The sequence below is a fragment of the Nonomuraea fuscirosea genome, assembly GCF_035917475.1.
Classification (GTDB): domain Bacteria; phylum Actinomycetota; class Actinomycetes; order Streptosporangiales; family Streptosporangiaceae; genus Nonomuraea; species Nonomuraea fuscirosea.
The window spans coordinates 7,756,303-7,776,780 of record NZ_CP109074.1 but is presented as its reverse complement, the minus strand read 5'-3'; the positions used below and the strand labels follow the sequence as shown (position 1 = coordinate 7,776,780).

At 70.9% G+C, this 20,478-nt stretch carries 13 protein-coding genes; 7 read left to right on the top strand and 6 right to left on the bottom strand.

Annotated elements, in window-relative coordinates; translation table 11 throughout:
• Positions 1–242: 242 nt before the first annotated feature.
• Positions 243–5,180, bottom strand: coding sequence for an Lhr family helicase (locus tag OIE67_RS35305; RefSeq protein ID WP_407674920.1), 4,938 nt, complete (start codon positions 5,178–5,180; stop codon positions 243–245).
• Between the two features lie 87 nt (positions 5,181–5,267).
• On the opposite strand from OIE67_RS35305, the gene OIE67_RS35300 reads away from it, so the two are divergent.
• Together OIE67_RS35300 and OIE67_RS35295 are read left to right on the top strand one after the other, a co-directional pair.
• Entirely contained in the window at positions 5,268–5,756 is a 489-nt protein-coding gene (locus OIE67_RS35300) for a VOC family protein (protein ID WP_106235308.1), read from the top strand.
• A gap of 240 nt (positions 5,757–5,996) precedes the next feature.
• On the top strand, positions 5,997–6,191 hold the full coding sequence (locus OIE67_RS35295; protein ID WP_106235310.1) for a DUF3046 domain-containing protein: 195 nt from the start codon (positions 5,997–5,999) through the stop codon (positions 6,189–6,191).
• 144 nt (positions 6,192–6,335) lie between these two features.
• Here OIE67_RS35295 and OIE67_RS35290 read toward each other — a convergent pair whose 3' ends face one another.
• A complete protein-coding gene (locus OIE67_RS35290) occupies positions 6,336–6,692 on the bottom strand; it encodes a hypothetical protein (RefSeq protein ID WP_326628652.1) in 357 nt (118 codons plus the stop codon).
• Between the two features lie 741 nt (positions 6,693–7,433).
• Between OIE67_RS35290 and recA the strand changes: the two genes are divergently transcribed.
• The 3 genes from recA to rny all read left to right on the top strand — a co-directional run bounded on the left by recA (position 7,434) and on the right by rny (position 13,565).
• Positions 7,434–8,528, top strand: a complete 1,095-nt coding sequence (gene recA, locus OIE67_RS35285) for a recombinase RecA (protein WP_326628650.1) — start codon at positions 7,434–7,436, stop codon at positions 8,526–8,528.
• Positions 8,529–9,789: 1,261 nt separating this feature from the next.
• Positions 9,790–10,509, top strand: coding sequence for a recombination regulator RecX (gene recX / locus OIE67_RS35280; RefSeq protein ID WP_326645550.1), 720 nt, complete (start codon positions 9,790–9,792; stop codon positions 10,507–10,509).
• A gap of 1,439 nt (positions 10,510–11,948) precedes the next feature.
• Positions 11,949–13,565, top strand: a complete 1,617-nt coding sequence (gene rny / locus OIE67_RS35275; RefSeq protein WP_106235316.1) for a ribonuclease Y — start codon at positions 11,949–11,951, stop codon at positions 13,563–13,565.
• 175 nt (positions 13,566–13,740) lie between these two features.
• Here rny and OIE67_RS35270 read toward each other — a convergent pair whose 3' ends face one another.
• Both OIE67_RS35270 and OIE67_RS35265 read right to left on the bottom strand, forming a co-directional pair.
• Entirely contained in the window at positions 13,741–15,081 is a 1,341-nt protein-coding gene (locus OIE67_RS35270) for a PP2C family protein-serine/threonine phosphatase (RefSeq protein WP_326628648.1), read from the bottom strand.
• A 118-nt stretch (positions 15,082–15,199) separates the two neighbouring features.
• A complete protein-coding gene (locus tag OIE67_RS35265) occupies positions 15,200–16,204 on the bottom strand; it encodes a tyrosine-type recombinase/integrase (protein WP_326628646.1) in 1,005 nt (334 codons plus the stop codon).
• Positions 16,205–16,359: 155 nt separating this feature from the next.
• Between OIE67_RS35265 and OIE67_RS35260 the strand changes: the two genes are divergently transcribed.
• Together OIE67_RS35260 and OIE67_RS35255 are read left to right on the top strand one after the other, a co-directional pair.
• A complete protein-coding gene (locus tag OIE67_RS35260; protein ID WP_326628644.1) occupies positions 16,360–16,944 on the top strand; it encodes a DUF5994 family protein in 585 nt (194 codons plus the stop codon).
• 124 nt (positions 16,945–17,068) lie between these two features.
• Entirely contained in the window at positions 17,069–17,392 is a 324-nt protein-coding gene (locus OIE67_RS35255; protein ID WP_326628642.1) for an STAS domain-containing protein, read from the top strand.
• A 45-nt stretch (positions 17,393–17,437) separates the two neighbouring features.
• Here the strand turns inward: OIE67_RS35255 and OIE67_RS35250 are convergent, their stop codons facing one another.
• Together OIE67_RS35250 and OIE67_RS35245 are read right to left on the bottom strand one after the other, a co-directional pair.
• Positions 17,438–19,270: a S9 family peptidase gene (locus OIE67_RS35250; protein ID WP_326628640.1), complete on the bottom strand. Its 1,833-nt coding sequence runs from the start codon at positions 19,268–19,270 to the stop codon at positions 17,438–17,440.
• A gap of 137 nt (positions 19,271–19,407) precedes the next feature.
• Positions 19,408–20,256: a glutamate ABC transporter substrate-binding protein gene (locus OIE67_RS35245; RefSeq protein WP_326628638.1), complete on the bottom strand. Its 849-nt coding sequence runs from the start codon at positions 20,254–20,256 to the stop codon at positions 19,408–19,410.
• Positions 20,257–20,478: the final 222 nt, after the last annotated feature.

Below are 20,478 nucleotides of genomic sequence, written 5' to 3'. Positions count from 1 at the left end.
AGAGCAATCAACCATCGAGACGATCAGGTCCGAGAAGTCACGCCGTCGAGGCGGATACGCGCTGGTCCGCAGGTTCGGCGGCGAATGCCTCAGCCAGGGCGAGCGCGGCACTGGACGCCGCCCACCGCCACTGGACGGCGCCCACCGCCACTGGACGGCGCCCACCGCCACTGGACGGCGCCCACCACCACTGGCGCCGCCCACCACCCTGCGCCGCCCACCACCCTGCGCCGCCCCTTCGCTCAGGCCCGCAGCCGCAGCCCGCGTGGCGTCGGATGGAAGCCGGCCGCCTCCAGTGCCGCTGCAAGGGGTGAGTCGACGATGGAGCCGCCGTCGGCCCGCTCCACCGTCAGCTTGCCCAGCGCCCCGTCACGTACGGCCAGGGCCAGCGCGTCCACCGCCGGCTGCAACCGGTCACCATCGGTGAACGACAGCAGGGTTTTGCCGCCGCGTTCCACGTAGAGCACCAGATGACCGTCCACCAGCACGACGAGCGCGCCCGCCTTTCTGCCCGGTTTGTGCCCGGCGTCGCCGGGACGCTGCGGCCAGGGAAGCGCGGCCCCGTACGGGCTGGCCGGATCCGCGGACGCCAGCACCACGGCCCGCCGCCCGCCGTCGGACCGCCCAGCCCCAGGCCGCCCTCCACCCACGTCCCCCCGACCAGCACGCGGACCACCGAACACCGCCTCACCAGGGGCCTGACCAGTCATCCCACCGGTCGCCTCGCCCGCAACCTCACCGGCTCCCCAGCCGGCCGCTCCGCTGGCGGGTCCGCCCGCAGTCCCCCCAGTCGTCTCGCCCCCAGCCTCACCCGCTCCCCAGCCAGTCGATCCGCCCGGTGGAGAGCCTGGGGCGATGCCGGGGGCCATGGCGCGCATACGGTCGACCGCTCCCGGCAACGCGAACTGCGCGCCGCCGAGCCCCTCGACGAAGTAGCCCCGCCGGCACCGCCCGCTCTCCTCGTACGCCCGCAGCACCTGGTAGACGGGCGTGAACCCGCCGGGCAGCCGCTCCGACGCCACCGAGCCCCGCGTCACCACGCCGTGCCGTTCGAGCAGCACCTCGGCCTGGGCGTGGGCGCGCTGGGTGGCGTCGTCGGCGGGGGAGGGCAGCAACCACCAGCGGCCGGCCACCGTGGGCGGGCCGCTCCGGCTGGGCAGCACGGCCCGGCGCCGCCGCGTCGTGGCCGGTCGGTGCGCGGGACGCCCGGTGCCGAGCGTGGCGCGCAGCGGTGCGAGGGTGTCGCCGGAGATCCGCCCGGCCCACACCAGGTCCCACAGCGCGGACACCAGCGTCGTGTCGTCCAGCGAGCCGAGCTGGTCGGAGATCCCGCGGAAGAACAGCGCCCCACCCCCGCCGAGCAGCTCCAGCACCTGCTCGTGCACCGGCGTCATGGTGATCTCGGCGGGTTCGGGCATCAGCAGCGGCGCCGTGTCGGCGAAGTAGAGCGACACCCATCCGTCACCGCCGGGCAGCGAGCCCTGACCCGTCCACATCACGTCGCCCGCCGAGGTCAGCTCGTCGAGCAGGGCCGGATGGTAGCCGGGCACCCGGGACGGCAGCACCAGGGTCTCCAGCGCCGAGGCGGGGACGGCCGCTCCCTGGAGTTGTTCGACGGCGCGGACGAGCGCGTCCATGGCCCGGGCCGCGCCGATCGCCGCACCGCGCGGCCCGCCGCCACCGCTCCCCGTGCCGGAGCCGGTGACGCCGTGCCAGGCGGGCAGGAACAGCGCGAGCGTCTCGGGGGCGACTGGCTCGACCTCCTTGCGCAGCCTGGCCAGCGACCTGCGGCGCAACATCCGCAGCACGCCCGCGTCGCACCACTCCTCGCCGCGCCCGCCAGGCCGGAACTCGCCATTGACGACCCGCCCCGTCGCGGCCAGCCGCCGCAGCGCGTCGCTCACCACAGCCACGCCGAGCCCGAACCTGGCGGCCGCCGTGTCGGCGTGGAAGGGCCCGCGCGTACGGGCGTGCCGGGCGACGAGGTCGGCCAGCGGATCGGGCACCGGCTCCAGGAAGGCGTGCGGCACCCCCACGGGCGGCGGCACGCCCAGCGCGTCACGCATGCGCGCCGTGTCCTCGATGGCCGCCCACTGCTCCTCGCCCGCGATGCGCACCCTGATCGCCCGCCGGGCCCGTTCGAGCTGCTCCAGCCAGGCCGGATCGCCGCCGCGCACGCTCACGTCGGGCGCGAGCAGCGGCCCGTGCGAGCGCAGCAGGTCGGCGAGATCCTCCAGGTCGCGCAGCGGCCGGTCGAGCCTGGCCAGCTCGCGTTCGCTGTCGGAGATCACGTCGGGGTCGAGCAGCTCGCGCAGGTCGGCCTGGCCGAGCAGCTCGGCCAGCAGCGTGGTGTCCAGCGCCAGGGCCTGCGCCCGGCGTTCGGCCAGGGGCGCGTCTCCCTCGTACATGAACGCGCCTACGTAGTGGAACAGCAGCGAGGCGGCGAACGGCGAGGCCTGCGAGGTCTCCACCTCCACCAGCCGCACCCGGCGGGCGGCGATGTCGCGCATGAGCCGCACCAGACCAGGCACGTCGAAGACGTCCTGCAGGCACTCGCGCATCGTCTCCAGCACGATCGGGAACGAGGCGTACTGAGAGGCCACGCCCAGCAGGTGGGCGGCCCGCTGCCGCTGCTGCCACAGCGGGCTGCGCCGGCCCGGGGTGCGGCGCGGCAGCAGCAGCGCCCGGCCCGCGCACTCCCTGAACCGGGAGGCGAACATGGCCGATCCGCCCAGCTCCTCGGTGACGATCTGCTCGATCTCCTCGGCGTCGAACGCCGCCACGTCGGTCGGCGGCTCGGCCAGCGTGTCGGGGATGCGCAGCACGATGCCGTCGTCGGAGTGGACGGCCTGCACGTCGATGCCGTAGCGCTCGCGCAGCCGCCGGTTGATCGCCAGCGCCCACGGGGCGTGCACCCGCGCGCCGTAGGGGGAGTGGATCACCACCCGCCAGTCGCCGAGCTCGTCGTGGAAGCGTTCGACCAGCAGGGTGCGGTCGTCGGGCACGTAGCCGGTCGCCTCGCGCTGCTCCTTGAGGTAGGACAGCAGGTTGCCCGAGGCGAACTCGTCGAGCCCCGCGGCGCGCATCCGTTCGGTGGAATCCTGTTTGGCCTGCTCGCGCAGGAACTGCCCGATCGCCCGCCCCAGCTCGGCCGGCCGGCCCGGCGCGTCGCCGTGCCAGAACGGCAGCTTGCCCGGCTGGCCCGGCGCGGGGGAGACCAGCACCCGGTCGGCCGTGATGTCCTCGATCCGCCAGGAGGTCGCGCCCAGCACGAACACGTCGCCGACGCGCGACTCGTAGACCATCTCCTCGTCCAGCTCGCCCACCCTGGAGGCCCGCTCGCCCACCAGGAAGACGCCGAACAGGCCGCGGTCGGGGATCGTGCCGCCGTTGGTGACCGCCAGCCGCTGCGCGCCCGGCCGGCCCTGCAGGGTGCCGGTCACCCGGTCCCACACGATGCGCGGGCGCAGCTCGGCGAACTCCTCGCTCGGGTAACGCCCGGCCAGCATGTCGAGGGTGGCCTCAAGCGCGCTCCTCGGCAGTGTCGCGTAGGGGGCGGCCCGCTTGACCACCTCTTCGAGCTCGTCGACCGTCCACTCGTCGAGCGCGGTCATCGCCACGATCTGCTGGGCCAGCACGTCGAGCGGATTACGCGGATAGCGCAGCTCCTCGATCAGCCCGCTCTTCATCCGTTCGGCCACCACGGCCGTCTGCACCAGGTCGCCGCGGTATTTCGGGAAGATGACCCCCCTGGACACCGCGCCCACCTGGTGACCCGCCCGCCCGATGCGCTGCAGCCCGCTGGCCACGCTCGGAGGCGCCTCCACGCAGGCGACCAGGTCGACCGCGCCCATGTCGATGCCCAGCTCCAGGCTGGAGGTGGCGACCACGGCCGGCAGCCGGCCCGACTTCAGCGCCTCCTCGATCTGCGCCCGCTCCTCCTTGGAGACCGAGCCGTGGTGAGCGCGTACGATCTCCGTCACGACGCCGCCGCCGGAGCCGGCCTGCGCCATCATGTCGGCGGGCATGCGCCTGACCGGCCCCGGCCCCGGCTCCCGCGGCCCTCGGTCTCCCGCGTTCGCGGCCCCGCTCCCAGCCCTCGATCCGGCCCCGCTTTCAGCGTCCGGTCCGGCCCCGTCCTTCGGGTCGGTGCCCGTCGGGCCCGCGTCCAGGCCCGGTCCGGCGGAGGGGTCCGTCTCCCAGATCGACAGGTCGACGGCCTCGGTGGCGGCGCCGTGCGCGCGTTCGTAGGCCAGCTCGTTGAGCCGGGTGCACAGCCGTTCGGCGAGCCGCCGCGAGTTGGCGAACACGATCGTGGAGCTGTGCGCCTCGATCAGGTCGAACAGCCGCTCCTCGACGTGCGGCCAGATCGATCGGTTGGCCGGCTCGGGCGCGAACTCCTCCTCCGCCGGCTCCGCGCGCGGCCGCCCCTCCATCTCCGTCATGTCCTCGACGGGTACGACGACCTCGACCTCGATCCGCTTGTCCGACGGCGGCTGCACCACGGTGGCCGGTCGCGTGCCGCCCAGGAACGCGGCCACCTCGCTCACCGGCCGCACGGTCGCCGACAGCCCGATCCGCTGCGCCGGGCTGTCGAGCAGGGCGTCGAGCCGTTCGAGAGTGACGGCCAGGTGAGCGCCGCGCTTGGTGCCCGCGACCGCGTGCACCTCGTCCACGATCACCGTCCGCACACCCCGCAGCGCCTCCCGCGCCTGGCTGGTGAGCAGCAGGAACAGCGACTCCGGCGTGGTGATCAGGATGTCGGACGGCCTGGCCGCGAACCGTCTGCGGTCTTCGGCCGGAGTGTCGCCCGACCTGATCGCCACCGAGATCTCCGGCACCGGCAGCCCCAGCCTGCGCGCCGTCTGCTTCAACCCGGCCAGCGGCGCGCGCAGGTTACGCTCGACGTCGACGGCCAGCGCCTTGAGCGGCGACACGTAGAGCACCCGCGTGCCCGCCCGCCCCGCCTGGTCGCCCGGATCAGGCTCGGCGGCCAGCCGGTCGAGCGACCACAGGAAGGCGGCCAGCGTCTTGCCCGACCCGGTGGGCGCGACGACGAGGGTGTTGTCGCCACGCGAGATCGACTCCCACGCCCCCTCCTGGGCGGCGGTGGGAGCTTGGAAGGCTCCGGCGAACCATTGCCTGGTCACCTGGCTGAACTGGGCTAGCGAGCTCACCAGCTCATCCTGCCTCGCGCCACCGACAGAAAACCCATTTGGCCCGGCGCCGGGCGATTGAGGGGCCGCCCGCGTGGACATACAGCGACCGTGACCATCGATTACGCGGCCATCGAAGCCCGCCGTACGGACATACGAGAGCGCTACGTGTTACCGCACCGGCCCTCGAGCAGCGCGCGTGGTCTGCACCACATGGCCCTGCTCTCCTCCGACGTCGAACGGACCATCAAGTTCTACCAGGAACTCCTGGAGTTCCCGCTCACGGAGATCATCGAAAACCGCGACTACGAGGGCTCTAACCACTTCTTCTTCGACATCGGCAACGGCAACCTGCTCGCCTTCTTCGACTTCCCCGGCCTCGACCTCGGGCCGTACCAGGAAGTGCTCGGCGGGCTCCACCACATCGCGATCTCCGTCGACCCCGCCACGTGGGAGCGGTTGCGCGGGAAGCTGGAGATGGCCGGCGTGCCGCACCAGATAGAGAGCGGCGCCTCCATCTACTTCAAGGACCCCGACGGCGCCCGCCTGGAGCTGCTCGCCGACCATCTCGGTGAGATGTACGGCGCGCGGGTGATGTGACCTAACGCCGCGACGCCCTGCGCGTACGCGGTGTGCCCGCACGCGGTGCCTGTCTGATGCCCGCGTGCCGCTCGGCGCGCTCCGCCTTCTCCTCACGTACGGTCTGGCGCAGCGCGCGCAGTAACCGGCGGCGTCTGGCTCTGTTGGCCTTGGTTCTGGCTGTCTTCGGGGGTGAAGACTTGGGGGTCTTTGGCATGAGGATGTCCTACCCACACCTCCCGGGATTCCATACTTGAGTTCATGCGCCTGACCGAGTTCTGGAGACGGATGAACGCCCACTTCGGCGAGACGTACGCCGAGTCGTGGGCCCGCGACTATGTCATCGCGCCGCTGGGCGGACGGACCGTGGTGCAGGCGCTGGCCGACGGGGAGAGCGCGAAGACGGTGTGGCGTGCGGTCTGCCAGGTGGAGGACGTGTCGTCCAAGCTGCGGTGATCGTGTCGGTGCTGTAGTCGCTCCAGGGTGGTTGCGCAGACTGTGGGTGGCGTCGCGCCGATCGGATGATTGAACGGATGCGGGTGATTGCCCTGATTCAGCGGACATATCGGTCGAGCCGCGTACCGGCAGGGCTGCGACGCTCTAGCCGGAGCGGCCCGGATGGTCTGGATGATCCGAGTTGTCTGGGTTGTCTGAGTGGTCCGGCTCGTCCACCGCGAGTGTCCGGCGAAGGGCGATGGCCGCACGCTCCAGATCGTCCGCGGCGCCCTGCCCGCCCGGCGACCACAACAGCTGCCATCCGTCGTTCGACGGGGTGGCGAAGACGATCGTCTGGCGGCTGGTGCGGGGGTGCCACACCCACAACACCGGATCCTCGGCGCCGACCATCCGGCTGACCAGGCCGTAGGCGGGCAGCAGTTCGGCGAGAGCCTCAAGATGGACACGTCGTTCCCCGGTGAAGCCGCTCGCCACGTGCCGCCTCCAACTGTCGCCCTGCACTGAGTCTCCCCAGCTCATCGCGCCTGACAACACGCGGTGTCCAACCGTCCGCGTACATCATCGGAGTGCCGTTCCTCCACGGACACGCACCCGCCCTCACCCCGCTTTCCGTCCCTTGCGCTCCCTGTCATCCGCAGCCGGCCGCCCTTCGCTCTGAGCTCAACTCCGAACGCGGCTCCGGTCTCGCTCTGAACCTGTGCCTCGGCTTCATCACACCTCAGGACCCCTTCACGCCCAGCTCAGCCCTGAGCCCTCAGCCTCAGCCCGGCCGCCGCCAGCAGGCCGCAGCCCTCGGCCCCCAGCCCTCAACCCCCCAGCTCTCGGCCCGATCCCCGCTTCAGCTCCGACCCAAGCCCCGGACTCGTGCAGTCCCGTTCCACACGACCTGTTTGCGCCCCACAGCCCGAGCCACAGATTCACCCCCGTCCCATCCCGGACCTATGTCCAAGCCCTGGCCCTCGACAGTTCCTCGACCGGTTCCTCCGGCAGATTCCCCAGCAGACTCCCCGGCAGATTCCCCAGCTGGCTTCTCAGCGGGAGGCGGAATCATGCGTAGGGGCCGAAGGGGTTCCAGGGGCCTGATGATCAATGACGACCTGCGTGTTTCTGCTGAGATCGAACAGCCGTTCGGCTACGATAGGAAAGCCGGGCCACGTCTTCCCCGACTGCGGCAGAAATTGTCGGTGGCAGGCCGTAGCTTTCACTCGACTGATCGGACCACGACCCTCCAGGGGGAGTTCCATGGCTATCAACGACCGCGAGAAGGCCCTCGAGACCGCGCTCGCTCAGATCGAGCGGCAGTTCGGCAAGGGCTCCGTCATGAGACTGGGCGACGACGCCCGAGCTCCCATCGAGGTGATCCCCACGGGGTCGATCTCCCTTGACGTCGCCCTCGGCATCGGCGGCCTGCCGCGCGGCCGCATCGTGGAGATCTACGGTCCTGAGTCCTCGGGTAAGACCACGATCGCCCTCCACGCGGTGGCCAACGCCCAGCGGGCCGGCGGCATCGCGGCGTTCATCGACGCCGAGCACGCCCTCGACCCCGAATACGCCAAGAAGCTCGGGGTCGACACCGACGCTCTGCTGGTCTCCCAGCCCGACACGGGTGAGCAGGCGCTCGAGATCGCCGACATGCTGATCAGGTCCGGCGCCGTCGACATCATCGTCATCGACTCGGTGGCGGCCCTGGTGCCCAAGGCCGAGATCGAGGGCGAGATGGGCGACAGCCACGTCGGTCTCCAGGCCCGTCTCATGTCCCAGGCGCTGCGTAAGATCGCAGGCGCCCTCAGCAGCACCGGCACCACCGCCATCTTCATCAACCAGCTCCGCGAGAAGATCGGCGTCATGTTCGGCAGCCCTGAGACGACGACCGGCGGTAAGGCGCTGAAGTTCTACGCCTCGGTCCGGATGGACATCCGCCGCATCGAGACCCTCAAGGACGGCACGGAGGCGGTCGGCAACCGCACCAGGATCAAGGTCGTCAAGAACAAGATGGCCCCGCCCTTCCGCGTCGCCGACTTCGACATCCTCTATGGGGTGGGCATCTCCCGCGAGGGCGGCCTCATCGACATGGGTGTGGAGCACGGCTTCGTCCGCAAGTCCGGCGCCTGGTACACCTACGAGGGCGACCAGCTCGGCCAGGGCAAGGAGAACGCCCGCAACTTCCTGAAGAACCACCCCGACATGGCCAACGAGATCGAGAAGAAGATCAAGGACAAGCTGGGCGTGGGCCCGCGTCTCGACGCCCCCGCCGAGGCCGCCGCCGCTCCGGCTCCGGCCGCAGCCGCTCCTTCGGGTCGGGGCTCGAAGTCCACCCCGAAGCCGGGTGACGTCTGATCGATCACGCATGAGCAGCACGGATCGCTCGCAAGCGCCCCCTCCACCAGACCGGGGCGCCCCGCCCGAGCCCACTTCGTCACACAGGCGCGACCTGGCCCGTTCGGCCACGGACGGCTGGCCGTCGGTGGACGAGTGGCGCGAGCAACGCATCCGCCTGCGCGCCGCCGAGGCGGCGGAACCCTCCGCCGCCGCCCCGCCGGACCCGGCCGCCCCGCCGGACGCGGTAGCTCCGCCAGACCCAGACCTTCCGTCGGATACGGACCTTTCGTCGGCGACGGACCTCACTCGATCGGGGGCGTCACGACCACAGCCCGACGATCCCATCGAAGAACCCCCAACCCGGCAGGCCACCCCGCCCAACGCTCCTGAGAGCACGCCCTCGGCGTCCAGCACATCCGTGGAGGCCGACGGCGACGGAGCGGGCGGTCAGGACGGTCCGCCGCATCCGGACGCCTCACCGACCGCACGCGGCGATAAGCCGTCCGCCGAAGCCCGCTCCAAGGTAGGAACCGCCGACGACTGGCACTCCGAGGTGCTGGCCGGAAGCAGCTGGTTCGCGCCCGAACAGAGCGACGGCGGTACGGGGTGGCCGGCCAAGGGACGCCGCTCCGGCGGATCCGCCAGGAAGCCCGGACGTTCCGGAAAAAGGTCCCGCTGGCCTGATCGCGTACCTGACGATGCCGAGAACACGGCCGGATGGTCTGGCGAAGAGACTGGACGCTGGGGCGGCAGCTCCGGAGAGCCCGATCCCGATGAGGGGACAGAGCAGCTCGGCGACGCTTACGAAAGACGCGCCAAGTCGAGCCGCTCCCGCGGCCGCCCCGGCAGATCAAGTAACGCGGAAGCCGAACCGCACGCTGACGAAGCCGGCTTCCACGATGGCGAAACCGGGCCGCGTAGGGGCCGAGCCAGCACGGTCGGCGCTGATGCCTGGCCCAATGGCGGCGGGGGCGGATTCCGTGACGGTGACGGCGGTCCGTACGGCGGCGTAGGCGGTCCGCGCGGAGATCAAGCTGGTCCGTACGGTGATGGCGATGGTGCTGTCGGTCCGTACGGCGGTGAAAGCGGGCTATCTGGTGGCACTGCGCGGCCGTCTGCCGGTGGAAGCGGGTTCAGCAGCGGTGACGCCGGCCCGGATGCCCGTGTAGGTGGACCGGGTGATGGCGAAGCCGGGCCGTATGGCAGTGAAAGCGGTCCACCCGGGAGCGATGCTCGGCCGTACGGCGGTGGGAGCGCGTTTTTCGGCGGTGACGTCGGCCTGGATGCCCAAGAGGGTGGGCCAGGTGATGGTGGAGCTGGGCGGCGCGGCGGTGCAGGCGGATCGTCCGGTGGTGAGGGTTGGCCGTATGACGGTGGGGATGAACAGCGGGCTCGTGGAGGCGGGCGTCGGAGCAGCAGACGGAAGGGGAAAGGTGGCCGGAATCGGGGGTGGTTGCCTGATGGGCCGGATGAGGGGAGTGCGGCCGGGACACAGGCGCATGCCGATCCGGAGTCCGTTGCCCGGGCCATCTGCCTGCGACTGCTCACCATGGCCCCCAAGACCCGTGCCCAGCTAGCCGAGGCGTTGCGTAAGCGGGACGTGCCGGAGGAGGCCGCTGAGGCGGTGCTGAGCCGGTTCTCCGAGCTGGGACTGATCAACGATGAGGCCTTCGCCGAGGCTTGGGTTGATTCGCGGCATCACGGCCGCGGGCTGGCCAAGCGCGCGCTGGCGGCCGAGCTGCGCCATCGGGGTGTCGACAGCGACACGGTGAACGAAGCCGTCGAGCGGCTGGACCCCGACCAGGAGGCGGAGACGGCCCGGAGGCTGGTCGAACGCAAGCTCGCCTCCACCCGATCCCTCGACCCGCAGGTACGCACGCGACGGCTGGCCGGCATGCTCGCACGCAAGGGCTATCCCTCAGGACTGGCCTTCCGCGTCATCCGGGAGGCGCTTGAGCAGGAAGGCATCGAGATGGAGGAAGACTTCCCTGACTCCTGAGTCTTCCGGCTGTCCACTGCTTCCGCTTCCACGGTGGGTTTCTTCCGGCTTCGGGCGTCCGGCTTCCCACTTATCTCGGTATTCCTGCTTCCTGGTTTCCCGACTCGAGCTTCCGGCTTCTCCTCGCGAGCCGTCCCACGTCCCCGCTTCCGCCTTCGGGGTCCCGCTTCTGGCTTTCGGTGTTCCCGCGTCCGGGTCCGGCTTCTCGTGTTCGCCGTCCGGCGTCCCGGGGGTCGGCGTTCCGCGTCCGGTCCCGGGTCCGAGGTCCGGCTTCCCGGCTCGGGGTCCGGCGCTCCGCGTCTCATGTCCGGCGTCTCGTGTCCGGGTCAAGCATCTCGTGTTCGGCGTTCCACGTCCGGGCCCGGCGTCGGGCGTCCGGGGCAGGGGTCCGGTGTCCCGTGTCAGGCGTGTCGCGTCGGGGGTCTGGCGGGGTCCAGTTTCTCGTATTCGGCGTCCGGCGTCCGGCGTCCGGCGTTCCGCGTCCGGAGACCGGCGTTCGACGTTCTGCGTCCGGGGCCTGGCGTCGGGCGTCCGGGGCCGGGTCCGGCTTCCCACGTCGGAGGTCCGGCATTCGGCGTCTGGCGTTCCACGTCCGGTGTCTGGGGTTCCGTGTCCGGGGCCCGGCGTCTGGGTTCGAGGTCCGGCTTTCCGCGTCGGGGCTCCGCTTCCCGCTTCCCGCTTCCCGCGGGTCACGTCCCGCTTCCCGCTGTGAGCTTTTGGCTTCTCCCAGTCTTCTGCTTGCCCGCTTCCGGCTTTCGGTGGCCCGCCCGCTGCTCGGTTGTTCGGTGTAGCGGTTCGAGTGCTGAGCGGGCCCTCTGCAGGCCCGTACAGGCGGCTCCGAGGGGTTGCCTCCCGACGGTGGTGGAGTAGCGATCGCGTCGGGCATGCCGAGGTGGGCCATTCAGGTGGAGCGGATGGAGAGGCGGTGTTCTGCGGGAGGTGACCTGTCGCCTCGGTGGTCGTCGTTCTTTCAGCGGTTCGGGGGCGTACGGCGGTGGCTGGAGGCCCCGTACCGGAAAATGGGAGTGCCTTGGGCGGTGGGGGTGGTGGGGTTTGGGTGAGGGCGGGTGGGAGGGGGTGGGCATAGGGGGCTATTCGGGCGGCAATGGGGGATATCGGGCTGGATGTGGAGATGCGGGCCTGTAAGACACGCTTGATGACGCGTTTGCTTGCTCGTGACCTGTTCGACGCATAACCTCGACGGCAGTGAGGAGTTACTCCGCGCAGCGCGGATTGCCATACCGGTGAACGACGGACGAACGAGCTTGGATGATCGAGGCGGACGAGGTGTCGGCTGGAGCAGTCGACGCCCGGTCAGTCTTGGATTGACATCGATACTGGTGACGACGCCGACCGGGCTCTGCGCAGCGCGCCTGTGACCCCTCCCGTTTTGTGGCCGCGTTATGAGTTCTTGACGACGCGAGGAGGGCGGGGCGTACATGGGGCCGCTGGTCGTGGTGCTGATGGTGGCGGTGCTCGTGCTCGCGTTCGGGATGATCGCGGCGCTCCTCGTCGTCATAAGGCGCACTTCGGACGGTCAGCCCCGCGCCGGCAAGCCGAGTGCCGAGCAGGTGCAGGTCGTACACGAGGAGCTTGAACAGGCGCGTGAAGAGGCGCAGGAGATCCGGCACAAGGCGGAGACCGACGCCGAGGAGATCCTGCGCAGGTCGGAGGCGGCGGCCGAGAGCGCCGCGCAGATGCGGCGGGAGGTCGAGGAGGAGAGCCGGATCCTCAAGTCCGAGCTCAAGGAGCTCCGCTCCGACCTCGAACGTCGTGAGGCCAGGCTGGCCGAGCGGGAGCAGCGGCTGGACGAGGAGGCCAGGCGGCAGTCCGAGCGGGACAGGAAGCTGGCCGAGACCGAGGTCGAGCTGGCCGACCGCAGGGAAGAGCTGCTCCAGGTCGAGGACGAGCGGCGGGTCATCCTGGAACGGGTGGCCGGGCTCACCGGCGAGCAGGCCAAGAACGAGCTGGTCAAGGAGATCGAGAACCAGGCCAAGCGCGAGGCCGCGCTGATCATCAGGGAGATCGAGGGCACCGCCCGCAAAGAGGGCGAGAAGCGGGCCACGAAGATCGTGACGCTGGCGGTGCAGCGGCTGGCGGCGGAGCAGACGGCCGAGTCGGTCGTCAGCGTGCTGCACCTGCCCGGTGACGAGATGAAGGGCCGGATCATCGGGCGCGAAGGGCGCAACATCCGCGCGTTCGAGTCCACGACCGGGGTCAATCTGATCATCGACGACACACCGGAGGCGGTGCTGCTGTCGTGCTTCGACCCGGTCAGACGGGAGACGGCGCGGCTGACGCTGGAGAAGCTGGTGCTGGACGGCCGCATCCATCCGCAGCGCATCGAGGAGGCGCACGACCGCAGCCGCCAGGAAGTGCAGGACCTGTGCGCGCGGGCCGGTGAGGACGCCCTCGTCGAGCTGGGGATCACCGAGATGCATCCCGAGCTGACGCTGCTGCTCGGGCAGTTGCGTTACCGCACCTCGTACGGGCAGAACGTGCTCAAGCACCTCATCGAGTCCGCGCACATCGCCGGGATCATGGCCGCCGAGCTGAAGATGAACCAGACCTTGATGAAGCGCTGCGCGCTGCTCCACGACATCGGCAAGGCCCTCACGCACGAGGTCGAAGGCAGTCACGCGCTGATCGGTGCGGAGATCGCCCGCCGGTACGGCGAGGAGGAGGACGTGGTGCACGCCATCGAGGCGCACCACAACGAGGTCGAGGTGCGTACCGTCGAAGCGGTTCTCACGCAGGCCGCCGACGCGATCAGCGGTAGCCGTCCCGGCGCGCGGCGGGAGTCCCTGGAGGCTTACGTCAAGCGGCTGGAGCGGCTGGAGGAGATCGCGCAGTCGTACGAGGGCGTGGAGAAGGTGTTCGCCATGCAGGCGGGCCGGGAGATCCGGGTCATGGTCAAGCCCGACGCGATCGACGACATCCAGGCCCAGGTGATCGCGCGGGATGTGGCCAAGCAGGTGGAGGAGGAGCTCACCTACCCCGGGCAGATCCGCATCACGGTGGTCCGGGAGTCACGGGCGACCGAGTTCGCCCGCTGAGCCCGCGTGCGTTCGGGTACGCGAGAGGTTCGGTCCGCGGGTGTTCCGCGGGTCCGAGTTCGGAGGGATTCCAGAGGGAACTCGGTGCTCATCGCCTCTCTCTGGTCAGCGGGGTCCCGTTCCCTCGCGCATCCGGAGGTGATGAGCACCGGATCCGGTTCGGTGCGGCCGGTCGTCATGGTGGCCGCTCACCGTGGTGGGGGACGCGCAGGAGCAGCAGGGCGGTGTCGTCGCTGTGGTAGTCGCCGGCGTGCCCGCTCAGAGCGGTGATGATGCGCTCCAGCGTCTGCTCGGCGTTCAAGCCGTCACAGCCCGCCAGGAGCGTGCTGAGCGCGGGTAGCCCCCAGAGGGCGTGCCCGCTGCGGCTGCGTGCTTCGGTCACCCCGTCGGTGTAGAGCAGCAGTGCGTCGCCCGGCGCCAGCTCCACCGGTTCGGCGTGCAGGCGGGCGTCGGCGAAGATGCCGAGCAGCAGGCCGGGCCGGCCCGCTTCTTCCACGGTCGCGTCGGCGCGCCGGATCAGGGCGGGCGCGTGGCCGCCCAGGCTGATCAGCCCGCGTACGCCGCCGTCAGGACCGGGGCGCAGCATCACGCAGACCGCGGTCAGGAAGCGGTCGTTGACGTGCTGACGGATCAGTGCGTCGTTCAGCCGGGTCAGCACGGTGGCCGGCGAGGAGTGCTGGGTGGCTTCGGTACGTACGGTGTAGCGGGCCAGCGCGGTCACCTTGGCCGCCTCCAGTCCCTTGCCGCACACGTCGCCCAGCGCCGCGCACCACCACGGCTGCCGGGTGGGGAACAGGTCGTAGAAGTCGCCGACCACCGTCTCGCCGTCGCCGGCGGGCAGATACAGCGCGGCCGCGTCGAGCCAGGGCGGCCGGGTGATCATCGGCGGTAGCAGGTTGTCCTGCAGCGACCGGGCCAGCCGGTCGGCTTCAGCTCCGGAGCTTCGCAGGGCGTCGATGCGTTCCTGAGCCTGGTGCATCCGCCGGCGCAACTCGATCAGGTCGCTGGCCGCGGCGGCCAGCCTGGTCAGTGTGCCGAGCTGGCGGCCGGTCCAGGGATGTGGCTGCTCGTCGAGCACGCACAGGCCGCCCAGCACCAGCCCGTCGGCCGAATACAGGGGGAAACCCGCCCAGGCGCCCATCGTCCCGTCCCGTACGTCCGGGAGGTGGACCAGGCGGGCGTCGCGGGCGGTGTCGGCGGCGACCAGCGGGCCGGAGGCGCCGGCCAGCAGCGGGCAGGCGTCGGCATGCAGGGGGATGCTGCGCCGGCCGAGTGTCAGCGGGCCGCGGCCGGCCGCGGCCTTGTAGAACGCGTGGCGGGCGTCGAACAGCACCACCAGAGCCTGCTGGGTGCCGGCCGCAGAGGCCGCCAGCTCGCACAGGTTGTCCAGGTCCGGCGCCGGTTCGGTGTTCATCAGCGCGGTGGCGGCCAGTGCCGCCAGCCGGGCTGGGTTGTACACCTGCACCGGCATCGGCGGCACATCCGGCAGCACCAGCGGCTTCAGCGGACCCTTCATCGCGTACCCGCCTTCCGCTGCGGAAGAGGCGCCCCAGGGGCCCCGGTCACAGTCCGCGGCCATGTGGTCGTGGCCGCATGGGTCGACACCGTTGACGCCCTTTCAAGGTTGATCTCGGCTAATGGTCGGTGATCAGGGCGTCCAAGGCGGCTGCCTTGTCGCCATCGGCGGGCTGGGCGTAGCGACGGGTGGTGTCCAGCGAGCCGTGGCCGAGGAGTTCGGCCACCAGGATGGGGTCCTTGCCGTCGCGGATGAGCTGGGTGGCGAAGGTGTGCCGCAGGACATGCGGGCTGAAGGGCTCGGTGGGGTCGTCGTTCAGGTCGGCGGCAGCGCCGAACCCGGTGATGATGTCGCGGGCGGCGCGGTCGCTCAGGCGGCCGCCGCGATGGTTGAGGAACACCGCGCTGTGGGCGTCGGCGCCCTTCCAGCCGGGGCGAGCCGTCAGCCAGCCGGCTAGTGCCTGGCGCAAGTCCGCGTGGACGGGCACCAGACGGACCTTGCCGGCGTCGCGGCCCTCGCCGCGGATGCGTAGTTCGCCCTTTCGGGCCGACAGACGTACGTCGGCCAGGTCGAGTCCGACGACTTCGGAGATGCGCAGGCCGGCGAGGTAGGGCAGCAGGGCGATGGCCTTGTCGCGCGGCGGCGCGGTGAGCTGGACGTGGCGGATGTAGCGGTGCGCCCGCCGGGCGTCCAGGGCGCGGGGTGCGGTGCGGCGGGTGTCGCGTTCGCGGCGGGCCTGGGGCTTGCCGAGGCCGCGGCGGGCGTAGAAGTCGTCGATGGCCGATAGGTAGGTGTCGATGGTATTGGGAGCGCGGCGGCTGCTCTTGAGATGGCGGCGGAAGTCACGCACCGCGCCGGCGGCCGCGACGGCGTCGGTGAGCGGGTCGCCGTCCAGGGCGCCGTCGCCGGCCTGGCCGGACAGCCAGGCGAGGTAGCCGCGCAGGCGGGAGGCGTATTTGGCCTTGGTCGAGCCGGCCAGTGGGGAGTGCTCCAGCTCGGCGGTGTAGTCGGCCAGGACGGCGGCATGAGGGGCGGACAGCGGAAGAGCCCGCGACCGGCGCGTGTTTCCAGCAGCCGCTCCGGCCGGTTCGGCGAACTCTGCAGGCCTGTTTCCGGAAGTCACCGTAACAGTTTACTTCCGGAATTGAACGTTTCCGGAAGTCGTGAGGTAGAATCAAGACACCGAGGACTTTCCGAGCGTCGGCATTCAGGTCAGCGTCGCCCCCGGCGAACCACCATCGGCCCCACTCGACCAGGGCCAGGACAGGTCAGCCAGCCATGATGCCGACGCAACTTCTTTCTCCACCCGTGCCCCTCAGCCCCGCGTCCCATGGGGTTCCGCGATGCGATTCCGCGCTACGGCTCAGCCTGCACCCGGTGCCAAATCGGCGAGCGGTGGTGGACGGAGCCTGGTGGCCCTACTCCCGTGACGCCGCTGTCGAGTTGCCGCGTCTCATCGCCGCCGTCGACCGGTTGCTTGATCGGGTCACGCTCCGGATCGGCGTGTACGGCGATGCGTGGCGGAACATCCCGCGCCGTGTCCCGGCGCGCGGGCGTCAGGTTCGCGTCGGCTGGTTCCGGCACACCGACCCGCGTGTGCTCACTCTCGTCTTCGCGTCCGGGGAGCCGGTCGTCCTGCTGGTCATCCCGGCGGAGACCGCCGCCGACGCCGCCGAGGCCACGCTCAAGCGCACCGTCCAGGACGCCGCCGGCTTGACGATCGACGCCATCCTCACTCTCGCCCAGCCGCCGTCCGGCCGTGCTCCGCGTGCCACGGCTGATGACCCGGCCCGCTGGGAGAACGAGGGTGGAGCGGTCGCCGGGCAGGCGCAGCCGCATCGACCGCACGGCCGTCGGCCCTGACGTGACCGTGGTGTGCCGCCTGCCGGCCGGATCGAGCGGTCCGGGCACCGCCCGTTCTGGCGGTCGGCCGATCTCCGGCCGGCAGGCTTCTCATCGCCTTTCAGCTGCTCCGAAAGGAGACGCCATGACCGCCATCCACAACGCCCCGCTCGGCGGGGCGAGCGCCTCGGCGCCGACCCTCGTGCACCTGTCGGGCGACATCGACATCTTCACCACGGGGCAGTTGCGGCGGCGGCTGCTGAACTCCCTGGCCGGCAGCAGCGACCTGCTCGTCCTGGATCTGTCCGAGGTCACCTTCTGCGGCGCCGGCGGGCTGGGCATGATGGTCGGCCTGCAGAGCCGGGCCAAGGCCCAAGGCATCACGCTGGCCCTGACCGGTGTCTCGCCACGCATAGCCCGGCTGCTCCACATCACCGGCCTGGACCACCGATTCCCGATCATGGCGTGAGGCCCGGCCTGGTGCGCCGCCGGCCGCGGCTCGCGGTTCGCTGGTTCAGATGAAGATCTGCTGATAGAAGGCCAGCTCCGCGGCCAGCGCCGCGGCCCGGGTCTCGGTGCGGCGGAAGCCGTGCGACTCGCCCTCGAAGGCCAGGTACGTGCACGGCACGCCACGTTCGGACAGTGCGTCGGCGAAGGCGGCCGATTGTTCGGGGGGCACCACCGGGTCGTCGAGGCCTTGGAGGAGGAGCATGGGGCGGGTGGCCCCGTCCACGAGGGCCAGGGGTTCTCTGGCGGCGTAGACCTGCGGATCCTCCGGCCCCACCAGCCACTCCACGTAGCGTGACTCGAAGTCGTGGGTGTGGGCGGCCAGCGGGGCGAGCGCGCTGACCCCGTAGTAGGACACGCCGCCGGCGAACACGTCGGAGGTGCAGCAGGCCGCCATCACGGTCCAGCCGCCCGCGCTGCCCCCGCGTACGGCGATCCTGGCGGGGTCGGCCAGGCCCTGCTCGGCCAGCCACCGCGCGGCGGCGATCGTGTCGTGGACGTCCACAAGCCCCCACCGGCCCTTGAGCCGGTCGCGGTAAGCCCTGCCGTAACCGGTCGAGCCGCCGTAGTTGAGGTCGAGGACGCCGATGCCGCGCGAGGTCAGGAACGCCTTCTCCAGGTCGAGCGCGGTGTCGGCGTGCGCGGTCGGTCCGCCGTGCACGAAGACGACGTAAGGAGGCGGGGTGGGCTGCTGCGCGGCCTCGGCGTGGGGTGGGTAGAGGAAGGCGTGCACGTCCTGGTCGGGGGCGCCGCCGATCCGTACCGGCCGGGGGACAGGCAGGTAGGCGGGGTCGGGCAGGGCGGCGGGGGTGGGGGTGAGGGGGTGGTGCGCGCCCGACGCCGGGTCCACGCTCACGATCGAGCGGGGCGTGGTGGGGGCGTACGCGATGCCGGTCACGGAGGTGCCGTCGGTGGCCAGGTCCGCGTCCCAGCCGCTGTAGGGGGCCTCGACGTCGGTGAGTGCGCCGGAGACGGGGTCGAGCAGGCCGAGCCGCAGGTCGCCGCGCCCGTGCAGGACCGCGAGCCGGCCGTCGGTGAGGAGCGCGTACGGCATTCCGCCCAGTCGCCACGGCGGCAGTGTGAACTCCTCCTCGGCCGGGTGGAGCGCTCGCGCCCCGTCGCCGTGCAGGCCGATCTCGTAGAGGTTCCACCAGCCGGAGGAGTCGGAGACCAGGTAGAGCCGGGTGTCGTCCTTCCAGGCGGGAGCCAGGACGGATTCGGTGACACCGCCCTTCACCTTCCAGGAGTCGCCGTCGGAGAGGCGGACGACGCGGAGTTCGGTGCCGTCCCAGGGCATGCGGGGGTGGTCCCAGCAGACATAGGCCAGATGTCGCCCGTCGGGGGAGATGGTGGGAGAGGCGTAGAAGTCGCAGCCGGTGGCCCATTCGCGGATCTCGCCGCCGTCGAGCGGGACGGAGACGACGGCCCTGGTGACCTTGCCGTCCTCCGCGTGGTGCTCGCGTACGCACCACACCTGTCCCTCGCGCACCAGCGGATCCGCGTAGCGGCAACCCGGGGGAGTGACGGGTTTCGGTTCGCCGTTTTCCGGCAGCAGGTAGAGGCGCTGATCTTGCAGGTTGGCGAAGACCACCTCCCCCTCGGGGGTCACGGCGTAGGGACGGCCGCCGTACTCGTGCACGCGGGTGCGCGCGCACCAGGGAGCGGGCAGCAGGTCACGACGGGTGCCATCGGCGGCGCGGCACACGATCGCCGTACGCCCGCCGTCGTCGGGACGGTCCTCGGTCCACCACGTCCGGCCGTCCATGAGCGTGGGCCAGCCGGGACGTACGGCGGAGCCGGCCACGTCTCTGGTCGAAATGGGGGAGGGCCAGAAAGGCATACCCCGCATCCTGCCGGAAGATCGCCGGGCGTGCGGTGCTGTCCCCACAGTTCAGCCCGCCTGAGCGGCCGCGGGGTGGCTGGGCAGCGTTCAGCCGGTTCGGGGGGCGCCGGCACGGTTCAGCCCGTGTGAGCGGTTCAGGGGCAGCCGACGGGGTGGGGCAGGGAGGAGGGGAGTGCGACGCCCGCCCGGCCGAACCACTTGTTCAGCAGTCGCGTCGTCGTCCCGTCCCGCCACATCGACGCGATGGCGCGATTGACCGCCTCGCACGTCTCGGTATCGCCCTTCTTCAGGCCGACGCCCCACTTCTCCCAGCTGATCGGCTGATTGAGCAGCCGGAACATGCCGGGGTCGTGCTCGGCGTACCCGGCCAGGGCCAGGTTCTCGGTGCTGACCGCGTCGAGGCGGTCCTCGACGAGCTTGAGCACACACTCGGAGTAGTTGTGGGCCGGCACCAGCTCGGCCGGCAGGTCGAGCATGCCGTCGGGTGGCGGGTCGACGATCCGCCGGTACGAGTTCGAGCCCTCGGCCAGGCAGATCCGCTTGCCGCGCAGGTCTTCCACGTTCTTGATGGTCATGTCGCCGGCTCTGACCATGGTGTCCTGGGGCACGATCACGTACGGGCCGCCGAAGGTGACCTTGGGCCTGCGGGACTGCGTGATGGAGTAGGAGGCGACGATCATGTCGACGGTGCCGTTCTGGAGCAGCGCCTCGCGGGTGGAGGACGGCGACTCGCGCCAGGTGATCTTGACCTTGGCACCGCCGGCGAGGTTGCCGACGATGTAGCGGGCGACGTCCACGTCGAACCCCTCGGGATCACCCGAGCCGGTACGCATTCCCAGGCCCGGCTGGTCCCACTTGGTGCCGACGACGACGGTGCGGGCGTTCTTGATCTTGTCCGCGACGGTCGTGTACGACCCTCCGCCGCCGCATCCGGCCAGCCCCGCCGCCACGGCCACGGCTGAGGTCAGTGCCGTCCCACGCATGGTCACCCTGAACTTCCCCACGACTATGGGTAACCCGTCGCGACCCGTGCGGGACACGGATTCGACGCAGTCGTGGGTCTTTCTTGGCGATCTGTGGGGAGAAAGGCGACAAACTCAAGGGCTGGCCGGGGCGATGGGCATGAGAACCGGTCAGGGCGACAGGCGTCCGAGTGACAAACCTGAGCGCCAGTCCGGGCGACGAACCTGAGCATTCGTCAGGGC

Coding starts and splice junctions, on each gene's coding strand:
- OIE67_RS35295 (WP_106235310.1), top strand. CDS start 5,997: ATGCGCCTGACCGAGTTCTGGAGACGGATGAACGCCCACTTCGGCGAG.
- OIE67_RS35250 (WP_326628640.1), bottom strand. CDS start 19,270: ATGCCTTTCTGGCCCTCCCCCATTTCGACCAGAGACGTGGCCGGCTCC.
- OIE67_RS35245 (WP_326628638.1), bottom strand. CDS start 20,256: ATGCGTGGGACGGCACTGACCTCAGCCGTGGCCGTGGCGGCGGGGCTG.
- recA (WP_326628650.1), top strand. CDS start 7,434: ATGGCTATCAACGACCGCGAGAAGGCCCTCGAGACCGCGCTCGCTCAG.
- rny (WP_106235316.1), top strand. CDS start 11,949: ATGGGGCCGCTGGTCGTGGTGCTGATGGTGGCGGTGCTCGTGCTCGCG.
- OIE67_RS35270 (WP_326628648.1), bottom strand. CDS start 15,081: ATGAAGGGTCCGCTGAAGCCGCTGGTGCTGCCGGATGTGCCGCCGATG.
- OIE67_RS35260 (WP_326628644.1), top strand. CDS start 16,360: ATGATGCCGACGCAACTTCTTTCTCCACCCGTGCCCCTCAGCCCCGCG.
- OIE67_RS35255 (WP_326628642.1), top strand. CDS start 17,069: ATGACCGCCATCCACAACGCCCCGCTCGGCGGGGCGAGCGCCTCGGCG.